This is a genomic window from Janthinobacterium sp. SUN073 (assembly GCF_030397665.1).
Taxonomy (GTDB): Bacteria; Pseudomonadota; Gammaproteobacteria; order Burkholderiales; family Burkholderiaceae_D; genus Janthinobacterium.
The window spans coordinates 243,999-250,248 of record NZ_JAPUBT010000008.1; the positions used below are offsets into that span (position 1 = coordinate 243,999).

The 6,250-nt window shown below is 60.0% G+C and carries 10 protein-coding genes; 3 read left to right on the forward strand and 7 right to left on the reverse strand.

Annotated features, from left to right (window positions below; all coding sequences use genetic code 11):
* Window positions 1–125 precede the first annotated feature (125 nt).
* Entirely contained in the window at window positions 126–785 is a 660-nt protein-coding gene (locus O0882_RS21235) for a hypothetical protein (protein ID WP_289951207.1), read from the forward strand.
* 47 nt (window positions 786–832) lie between these two features.
* Window positions 833–1,309, forward strand: coding sequence for a GNAT family N-acetyltransferase (locus O0882_RS21240; protein ID WP_289951208.1), 477 nt, complete (start codon window positions 833–835; stop codon window positions 1,307–1,309).
* A gap of 80 nt (window positions 1,310–1,389) precedes the next feature.
* Here O0882_RS21240 and O0882_RS21245 read toward each other — a convergent pair whose 3' ends face one another.
* Window positions 1,390–1,887 carry a hypothetical protein gene (locus O0882_RS21245; protein WP_289951210.1) on the reverse strand — a complete coding sequence of 166 codons (498 nt, stop codon included), beginning with the start codon at window positions 1,885–1,887 and terminating at the stop codon, window positions 1,390–1,392.
* A gap of 111 nt (window positions 1,888–1,998) precedes the next feature.
* Window positions 1,999–2,616: a TetR/AcrR family transcriptional regulator gene (locus O0882_RS21250; RefSeq protein WP_289951212.1), complete on the reverse strand. Its 618-nt coding sequence runs from the start codon at window positions 2,614–2,616 to the stop codon at window positions 1,999–2,001.
* Between the two features lie 246 nt (window positions 2,617–2,862).
* Between O0882_RS21250 and O0882_RS21255 the strand changes: the two genes are divergently transcribed.
* Complete coding sequence (locus O0882_RS21255) at window positions 2,863–4,008, forward strand: MFS transporter (protein ID WP_289951246.1); 1,146 nt, start codon at window positions 2,863–2,865, stop codon at window positions 4,006–4,008.
* A 7-nt stretch (window positions 4,009–4,015) separates the two neighbouring features.
* Here the strand turns inward: O0882_RS21255 and O0882_RS21260 are convergent, their stop codons facing one another.
* The 5 genes from O0882_RS21260 to O0882_RS21280 form a co-directional block, all read right to left on the reverse strand.
* A complete protein-coding gene (locus O0882_RS21260) occupies window positions 4,016–4,510 on the reverse strand; it encodes a prolyl-tRNA synthetase associated domain-containing protein (RefSeq protein ID WP_289951214.1) in 495 nt (164 codons plus the stop codon).
* 63 nt (window positions 4,511–4,573) lie between these two features.
* A complete protein-coding gene (locus tag O0882_RS21265; RefSeq protein WP_096234537.1) occupies window positions 4,574–4,771 on the reverse strand; it encodes a DUF3079 domain-containing protein in 198 nt (65 codons plus the stop codon).
* A gap of 250 nt (window positions 4,772–5,021) precedes the next feature.
* Window positions 5,022–5,468 (reverse strand): hypothetical protein, encoded by a 447-nt coding sequence (locus O0882_RS21270; RefSeq protein ID WP_289951219.1) that lies wholly within the window; start codon window positions 5,466–5,468, stop codon window positions 5,022–5,024.
* A gap of 30 nt (window positions 5,469–5,498) precedes the next feature.
* Window positions 5,499–6,005, reverse strand: a complete 507-nt coding sequence (locus O0882_RS21275; RefSeq protein WP_289951221.1) for a GNAT family N-acetyltransferase — start codon at window positions 6,003–6,005, stop codon at window positions 5,499–5,501.
* 50 nt (window positions 6,006–6,055) lie between these two features.
* A partial coding sequence (locus O0882_RS21280; RefSeq protein ID WP_289951223.1) for a hypothetical protein occupies window positions 6,056–6,250 on the reverse strand: 195 nt, incomplete at its 5' end.

Below are 6,250 nucleotides of genomic sequence, written 5' to 3' on the forward strand. Positions count from 1 at the left end.
GCAAGGCAAGACGCAGAATGCACGATAGGGTATGGTGTGGCGCATTGCCCAAATCCTGCGTTATGATCGTTCACCGCACGATTTAATTCCGGCATGAGGACAAATGCCAGCCCAAGAATATCTCCATGAAACTGATTGTTTTACTTTTATCCCTGCTTTCCACCTCGGCTGATGGCGCCACGCTGCACCTGGACAAAGCCGCGACAGGTAAAGTGCGGCAAGCGGCCGATATCCGCTATGTCAATCACGATGAAAAACAGACCTACCAGCTGAAAATCGGCAAGCAGTGGGTCGCTGGCAGTTGCAGCAGCAGCGGCACGGGCAATTTGCATGCGCTGCTGCTGGACATGGATTTTGACGGCCATGCCGACCTGTGGGTGACCGGTTACACGGATAGCCAGGGACGCATCCGCTGTTCCGATGTGTGGCTGTGGGATACGCAAGCAAAACAATACCGTTTCAACGAGCCATTGTCAGCGATTCCGAATCTGGAAATCAGCATAGCCGACCAGAGAATCGAAGGCGGCATCGCCAATTGCGGCTGCGCGGCGCAATGCTTTTATGAGGACAGCTATGCATGGAGGGCCAGCAAATTAATTACCATCGCCCGGCGCGCACAGGATTGCGAGCGCTATCGGGAATATCGCTTGAATGAAAAGAATGACTTGATACTCGTCAAGGATGAAATCATCGATAGCGGCAATCCCGGCCAGCAGGCCATCGAGAATACCAAAGCCTATGACTGGCAGCGCCATGCGCGCATCATGCGCAAATCCTGGGAATAAATCCTGGGGAGTCAATCCTTCACTACCATCCAACCATTAACACACACATGACGACACATCCAGCATCGATCACTTTCCATCCCGCCAAGGCGGAAGACACCCCGGCCTTCATCGCATTGCGCGGCAAGACGCGGCAAAACGCCATTTCCGCGGAGCGCCTGGCGGAAGTGGGCATCACGACCGAATCCTGGGCGGACATGATGCGCTCAGGCAGCCTGCCCGGCCAGGTCTGCCATCATGACGGCCAGCTGGTCGGTTACTGCTTTGGCGAGCGCGACACGGGCGAAATCATCGTCCTGGCCCTGCTACCGGAATTCGAAGGTCTGGGCATCGGCAAGACCTTGCTGGAACAGATCATGGAGCAGTTGCGCGCGCAAGGCCATCAACGGCTGTTCCTCGGCTGCTCCAGCGACCCCGCCTCGCGCTCCTACGGCTTTTACCGCTACCTGGGCTGGACCGCGACGGGAGAGACCGACAAGTATGGCGACGATGTGCTGGAGTTTATGTTCAACACAGATAGGTAAGTGACAAGCAAGTGCGGCGCTGGCCCGGCCGTCCTGCCGGACCCTGGCTGCGGCGCGGCAGTTGACAGTTGGCAGTCAGATCAGTCGAACATCACTTGCACGGTGATGAAAGCTTGGCCATTGCGGCTGGCCTTGCACAATCTGCCGATCTCCATTCCCATCGGACCTGGCCGAAGCAGGCCGGCAATCGTCTTGATTCTTTCCGGCGGCGAATTGGGCATCAGTCTTTGCACTTCCGCCAGGGTTGCTTCCGGGGTTTCTTTAGGGAATATGTTCTGGGCTTCGCAAACAAAGGCGATGGCCTGATTCTGGTAATTACCAGCCAATCCCACCGAAAGCTGGTCATCGATACCTTTGAGTACCGTGCTTCCATCGATTTTCAAGCTATACACATCATGCGAAAAATTACCGCCTGCAACGCATACCTGCGACTTGCTGGCCTCATCCGCGACGCATACTTCCTTGCCGGGCTTGGCCGAGATCAGATATTGCTTTTCTTCTGCCGCATACGTTGCCGATACGCCAGCGATATACAATAAGGTTGATGCCAATACAGATTTTTTGAATTGAGACAACATGGACACTCCTTAAAAGAATGTCCATATTATAATTTCAAAAATTTCTTAACGGAAATATTTATCAATCAATGCAATACATAATGCCCGGCAAGCGTCTGATGAATCAGCCGGTTATTCAACACCGCGATTGGCATCCCACACGCGCATCACCTGCGTGATGGCAGGGTCAAACACGGCGTAGCCCACGCCATCGCGGGCCTGGATAGCCACGCCCGATAAAAAACTGTCAAACACGGCTGCCAGCGCGACCCCATCCGTCTGCGCGGACAACTCTCCGCCGGTCATACCCCGCTCGACGCAATGCACGAAGCCGGCGCGCGTGCGTGCGCGCGAAGCGGTGAGGGGCGCGGCCACGGCCGCATGTTCGGCCGTCGGCGCGCTCATGCAGCCGAGCGCCACCATGCAGCCCGGCGGATGCCCCGGCTCGGCCTGCATCGCCGCCGACTGGCGCAAGGCCAACTCGACGGCCGCGCGCGGCGCCAGGCCATCGTCCCATAAACACGCCGTCACCAGCGCAAAGGTATCCAGATAGCATTGCGCCGCCTCGCGGAACAGCGCTTCCTTCGAGCCGAACGCCGCATAAAAGCTGGGAGCGGAAATGCCGCCGCCCAGGCTCGCCTTGAGCTGGCTCAAGGAAGTCGATTCATATCCCTGCTGCCAGAATAAAAACATGGCCTGCTCGACCGCCGCCTGCCGGTCGAACGTGCGCGGCCGTCCCATTTGCGCCATCCATCACTCCTTCTCATCTACCTATATGCTACTTACATACTACTCGATACAGAAGTCATTGACAACGGAGCGCACCATCGCCTATATTTATACCGATCGATACATATGTACCACCATGACGGTCAGGGCACTCCTGCGCCTGATCTCTTTACAAGGATGTTTGCCGTGAATCACGCCACACTCACTACCGGAACCAGCGCTGCGCTGGCCGACCGCCTCCCCGTCGCCGGCCTGCTGGCCCTGGCCATGACGGGTTTTATCTGCATCGTCACGGAAACCTTGCCCGCCGGCTTGCTGCCGCAGATCAGCGCGGGCCTCGGCATCAGCGCCGCGCTGGCCGGGCAAATGGTCACGGCCTACGCACTCGGTTCCCTGCTGGCAGCCATTCCGCTCACCATCGCCACGCGCGGCTGGCGCCGCCGCAACGTGCTGCTGCTGACCATCATCGGCTTTCTCGTGTTCAATACCGTCACGGCGCTGTCGTCCCACTACTGGCTGACCCTGGCGGCCCGCTTCTTTGCCGGCATGGCGGCCGGGCTGGCGTGGAGCTTGCTGGCCGGCTACGCGCGGCGCATGGTGGCGCCCCACCAGCAAGGCCGCGCCCTGGCGCTGGCCATGGTGGGCGCGCCCGTCGCCCTGTCGCTGGGCGTGCCGCTGGGTACCCTGCTCGGTTCGCTGGTGGGCTGGCGCGCCGCGTTCTGGATCATTTCCGCCCTGACCCTGGCACTCATCGCCTGGGTGCTGGCGAAAGTGCCGGACTACCCGGGGCAGTCCGTCCATGAGCGCCTGCCCCTGCGCCGCGTCTTCACGACGCCGGGCGTGCGGCCCGTGCTGGCCGTCGTCATCGCCTGGATGCTGGCGCACAACATTCTCTACACCTACATTGCCCCGTTTGTGGCCCCTGCCGGATTGACGGGACGCATCGACCTGGTCCTGCTCGTCTTTGGTGCCACGGCCATGGCCGGCATCTGGATCACGGGCAAGCTGGTCGAGCGCCACCTGCGCGCCAGCGTGCTGGCCAGCCTTGCCGTGTTCGCCACGACGGCCCTTGTGCTGGGCATCGCATCGCACCTCCCCGCCGTCGTCTACCTGGGCATGGCCGTCTGGGGCCTGAGCTTCGGCGGCGCGGCAACGCTGTTACAGACGGCGCTGGCCGACACGGCCGGCAGCGGCGCCGATGTGGCCTTGTCGATGAATGTGGTGGCGTGGAATGGGGCGATTGCAGCCGCGGGCGTGGCGGGCGGCGCCTTGCTGGAAACCTGGGGCGCGGGCGCCTTTCCCTGGGCCATGGTGGCGTTGCTGGTGCTGGCTTTCGTGATCGCCTGGTCGGCCAGCGCGCACGGTTTCCGGCCGGGCCGGCGCAGCGGTGCGGCATCCGTGGCCGGGCATTGAGATTACCTTATTGAATCGTCGGTACCGGCACGATATGGGGCGCGTGCCCCGTGTGCGCAAGGAAACTGAGCAAGGTAGCGTGCGACAGCGCCACCGTGGCCGTGTTGCGCAGCGGATGGGCTTGCACAGAATCAGCTTCCCATACGGCCTGGTCCAGCACCAGTTCCACCGCGTGCGCGCTGTCGTGAATCAGCGCAAACAGGCTGACGGAGCCGGGCGTGATGCCCAGGTGCTGCAGCAAGCGCTCGGGCGAGGCCATGCTCAGCTTGCTGACCGTCAGCAAACGCCCCAATGCCGCCAGATCGATGCGCTTGTCGAACGGCACGATGACGAGAAAATGCCGCCGGCCCTTCTCGTCGCGCACGAACAGGTTTTTCACCATCAGGCCGGACATGGCTGGCACGTGGTTCAGTGCTTCATCGATGGTGTGCACGGCCGGGTGTTCGACCAAGGTGTAGTCACCGGCACTGCTTGCCAGCCAGCGGGACAGGGTTTCTTGCATGGTGATTTTCTCAGCGCAGGCGTGATGAGCGATTGTAGCGGCGCGCCGCATGGTGCGCTTGCCTTAAGGCTTGCTTTCGTCCTCTTTCTTGTCAGCGGCCGCCAGCCCCCAGTCATTCCAGCCTTCCCCAAACAGTTCGATGGGGTGCTGCGTGCGCTCGGAACCATTGCCGCAACGCATGGCGTCCGGCGGGCAATACTTGTCGCAACCCCAGCAGATGCGTTCGGGATTCTTGGGGTTCAAGGGAAAGGGCTTGGCCATGGCGTGGGGATGCAGTCGGTTGAGGTCTCTTCGACGACTCTAGTCCTGGCGCAGGGGGCGGTCAAACGAATTTCGGTTGGAAATTTGCTTAAGTCAAGTTTGCGAAGATTGCTGTCGCGGCAGCTTGCACCCTACGCTCACCCAGGAGACCAGCGAATGTCATTCCCTCCCATAACTGGTCACCACATCATTAGCATTACTCTTGATGACCTTCATTTTTTTGGCATTGCCTTAATACTTCATAATCGCTTTACCGCGTAGAAATGGACATTTCCAGCACGATACGCGCGACATTGACACTGCCATCCGCGGCCGGCTGTTCCTTCAGTTCGTCCAGCGCATACACCATCGTCACCATGGCGCCGGGCACGAACAGCGCGATGTCCTGCTTGCGGTGCGTATAGATGCTTTCGTCGACTGTCGAACCGTCAGCCAGGCGCAAGGTGAAGCTGTTGACCTGATCGCCACGGCGGCTGTCCTGGCCCGCGAAATACGTGCGTTCGATGCTGCCCGTCACCGTTTGCGTCTGGATGCGGCCGGCTTTGATGCTGTCCCACCATGCGTCCGAGGCAAACAGGCCGTGCCTGCCTTTCAGTCCCATGAGGGGCTTGGCGCTGTCGAGGGTGAGCGATTGCGTCCTGGTGACGCGAGCGGGGTCTTGTGCCAGGGCTTCGGTGAGGGTGTAGACAGGTATCATAAGGGTGCAAGAGTTCTTGTAAGCGCTCACTCAATGTTTGCGCCGAATGACGTATGCATTGCCGGCGAGTTCAAAACCGAGCGTGGGATAGTAGGACATGGCATCGGGAGCGGAGAGCAATAGCAGGGACACTTCATCGCCGATGATGGCCTGGGTACGCTTGACCAGCTCCTTGCCGATACCCAGGCCCTGGTAGTGCTTGTCGACGGCCAGGTCCGAGAGATAGCAGCAATACGCATGGTCGGTCAGCGACCGGGCCAGTCCCACAAGCTCGCCATCCACCCATGCCGACAGCAACAGGCAAGGCGCGGCAAACATGCGCGCGATTCTCGGGAGCTCGCCGGTGGGCCGCTTGATGCCGGAGTGATCGAACACGCGAACGACGTCCACCGGATCAAGCGGAAAGTTATGACGGTATTCGACAGTGATGTTTTTCATTGGTTCACGAGTGTAAGGAGATCGCGCATGGGAAACCGCTTCTGCCAGATAATGGCGCAATAAGCGGTTCTGTCTTGCGGGCAGGGGCTGGCGCGTCATGAGGCTCCAGTCGCGCCATCAACAAGATGCATGCCCGCATTTAACGCTCATCAAGACCGAGGCGGCCAGGTCACGCAAGCAGGCACGCTGAAACTTATCTGATAAAGAACAAACTTGGCAAGGTGAGGTGTACTGTCAATAGCGGACACTCTTGTTTCAAGCCGCCCGTAGCTGTTTGCTGAATTTTTCAGCGAACAACGCGGGTGGAACATTGCCGAGGCGCGAGTGGCGCCGCTGGCGGTTGT

Coding starts and splice junctions, on each gene's coding strand:
- O0882_RS21250 (WP_289951212.1), bottom strand. CDS start 2,616: ATGGCGCAAATGGGACGGCCGCGCACGTTCGACCGGCAGGCGGCGGTC.
- O0882_RS21275 (WP_289951221.1), bottom strand. CDS start 6,005: ATGACGCGCCAGCCCCTGCCCGCAAGACAGAACCGCTTATTGCGCCAT.
- O0882_RS21270 (WP_289951219.1), bottom strand. CDS start 5,468: ATGATACCTGTCTACACCCTCACCGAAGCCCTGGCACAAGACCCCGCT.
- O0882_RS21245 (WP_289951210.1), bottom strand. CDS start 1,887: ATGTTGTCTCAATTCAAAAAATCTGTATTGGCATCAACCTTATTGTAT.
- O0882_RS21265 (WP_096234537.1), bottom strand. CDS start 4,771: ATGGCCAAGCCCTTTCCCTTGAACCCCAAGAATCCCGAACGCATCTGC.
- O0882_RS21255 (WP_289951246.1), top strand. CDS start 2,863: ATGACGGGTTTTATCTGCATCGTCACGGAAACCTTGCCCGCCGGCTTG.
- O0882_RS21235 (WP_289951207.1), top strand. CDS start 126: ATGAAACTGATTGTTTTACTTTTATCCCTGCTTTCCACCTCGGCTGAT.
- O0882_RS21260 (WP_289951214.1), bottom strand. CDS start 4,510: ATGCAAGAAACCCTGTCCCGCTGGCTGGCAAGCAGTGCCGGTGACTAC.
- O0882_RS21240 (WP_289951208.1), top strand. CDS start 833: ATGACGACACATCCAGCATCGATCACTTTCCATCCCGCCAAGGCGGAA.